This window comes from Tateyamaria sp. (assembly GCF_039940735.1).
Classification (GTDB): domain Bacteria; phylum Pseudomonadota; class Alphaproteobacteria; order Rhodobacterales; family Rhodobacteraceae; genus Tateyamaria.
In genome coordinates, this window is the sequence record NZ_JBDVGB010000079.1 from 1 (window position 1) to 2226 (window position 2226).

Annotated in this window: 4 protein-coding genes; 3 read left to right on the top strand and 1 reads right to left on the bottom strand. The window is 56.0% G+C overall.

The features are described 5' to 3' along the window. Positions 1-617: lyase family protein (locus ABJF76_RS16625; protein ID WP_413822623.1), on the bottom strand; the 617-nt coding region annotated here is incomplete at its 3' end. A 131-nt stretch (positions 618-748) separates the two neighbouring features. Here ABJF76_RS16625 and ABJF76_RS16630 point away from each other — a divergent pair. The 3 genes from ABJF76_RS16630 to ABJF76_RS16640 all read left to right on the top strand — a co-directional run bounded on the left by ABJF76_RS16630 (position 749) and on the right by ABJF76_RS16640 (position 2178). Beyond that, positions 749-1081, top strand: coding sequence for a hypothetical protein (locus ABJF76_RS16630; RefSeq protein ID WP_413819397.1), 333 nt, complete (start codon positions 749-751; stop codon positions 1079-1081). Beyond that, positions 1071-1478, top strand: coding sequence for a DUF6314 family protein (locus ABJF76_RS16635; protein ID WP_413819396.1), 408 nt, complete (start codon positions 1071-1073; stop codon positions 1476-1478). The genes ABJF76_RS16630 and ABJF76_RS16635 overlap by 11 nt, the downstream gene beginning before the upstream one ends. A gap of 100 nt (positions 1479-1578) precedes the next feature. Further along, on the top strand, positions 1579-2178 hold the full coding sequence (locus ABJF76_RS16640) for a biotin transporter BioY (protein WP_413819395.1): 600 nt from the start codon (positions 1579-1581) through the stop codon (positions 2176-2178). Positions 2179-2226: the final 48 nt, after the last annotated feature.

Consider the following 2226-nt stretch of genomic DNA (forward strand, 5'->3'; position numbering starts at 1 on the left):
CCAAGTTTGGCGCAGACGTGGTCTTCGACTGCGGGATCGATATTGGCAAAGGTCCCGACAGCGCCCGAAATTGCACCCGTTGCGATTTCAGCGCGGGCGGTTTTAAGGCGGGTCAGGTTGCGGTCCATTTCGGCATAAAAACGCGCGAACGTCAGGCCCATTGTTGTTGGTTCTGCGTGAATGCCGTGGCTGCGCCCGACACGTACGGTGTCTTTGTGTTCAATCGCGCGGCGTTTCAGGGCGGCCAGCAATAGGCCCATATCTGCGATCAGGATATCGGCGGCACGGGTCAGCTGCACGTTGAAGCACGTGTCGAGTACGTCCGACGATGTCATGCCTTGGTGCACAAAGCGCGCTTCGTCTGAACCGACATGTTCGGCAAGGTGTGTGAGAAATGCGATCACGTCATGTTTGGTGATGGCTTCGATCTCGTCGATGCGGGCCACGTCAAATTCCACATCTTTGGCTTTCCAGACCGCATCGGCATTCTCACGCGGGATCATGCCAATGTTGGCCATGGCGTCGCAGGCGTGTGCTTCGATCTCGTACCAGATGCGGAACTTTGTGGCAGGTTCCCAAATAGCGACCATGTCGGGGCGGGAATAACGTGGGATCATTTTGTTGGTCACCTTTTTTAAGTCACACCAGAGGTGCGCGTTTTAAGTCGCGCCTGTGATGCGCGTGGAGTACATAAATTTAACGCGCTCTTAGACTGCGCGGCTATGAACGACAAGATGAAGGCCCGGATATGAAACGCATAGCACTTATGTTTTTGATTTTTGCACCCAACGGGGCGTTGGCCGATTGGATTGCGCTGAAAGGTCCCGAAATTTCGGACGCGCTGACCGGGCGGACCTTGGCCTATGAAAAGGCACAGCAAGATTTCCGCGCTTCGGGCAAGACGCTTTACGTGTTTGGCGGGCGCGACAGTTGGGGGAATTGGCGGGTTCAAGGCGATCAGTATTGCAGCCAGTGGCCGCCGCAAGATTTGTGGGCGTGCTACGGGCTTGAACGACAGGGTGATGCTTTGCGCTTTGTGGGCAAGGCGGGCGATGTGACCGAGGGCGTTTATGTCGATTGAACGGTGCCTTGCAGATTTTATCGGTGCTTGGGACATCGCGCGCAAAATCGTTCCGGCACATGGGCCGTCCGCTGAATTTGCAGGGCAGGGCGTTTGGACGCCAACGGCGACTGGGGCGGAATATGCCGAAACTGGTGTTTTAACGATGCCCGGTGCAACCCCCATGACAGCAGAGCGGCGATATGTGTGGGGGCAAGATCTATCGGTCTATTTCGATGATGGTCGGTTTTTTCACCGCGTCCCCGCTTGCGGAGGAACGGCGACCCATTTTTGCGATCCGGACACCTATGGCGTCGAATATGACTTTGAGGGCTGGCCGACGTTCACTGTTTCTTATGCGGTGCACGGACCACGCAAGGATTATGTGATGCGCAGCACCTATTGTCGCGCACAGTGATTCACACAGCACAAAAGGCTTTGCAGCCCTTTGCGCTTGCAGAAATCGGCGCCGCTTGGCACAAGTCGGCAACTTCTGATGACAACACGAGGTAAGATTTATGGACACGACGTGGAATAACAAGGTGCTGAGTGACGTTCTTGGCGCAAATGAAGGCAACGCGCTGCGTCTAAAGCAAGCGGCCTTGGTTGTAGCCGGTGTGCTGCTGCTTGCAATCGCTGCCAAGATTAAGGTGCCGATGTGGCCTGTTCCGATCACGATGGGCACGTTCGCGGTCCTTACAATTGGTGCAGCTTATGGCGCGCGATTGGGCCTAGTGACCATTATTGGTTACATGCTGGTCGGTGCCCTTGGATTTGACGTGTTTGCGGGATCTTCGGCCGAGGCGGCTGGGCTGACATACATGATGGGCGGCACAGGCGGCTATTTGGTTGGTTACGTGCTGGCGACACTGGCGCTTGGTGCTTTGGCGCAACGAGGTTGGGACCGTTCGGTTCTTTGGATGGCCTTGGCGATGTTGATTGGCACAGTGCTGATTTATGTGCCTGGCCTGTTGTGGCTGGGTCAGCTTTTTGGTTGGGACAAGCCGATTTTGGCTTGGGGCCTGACGCCATTTCTGGTTGGTGATGCGTTGAAATTGGCGCTGGCGGCTTTGGTCTTGCCTGCTGCTTGGAAACTGGTCGGCCGCGCCCGCGGTTAAGAAGAACCGGTTTAATCTAATTGAGAGGGCCGCATCCCAGCTGGGATG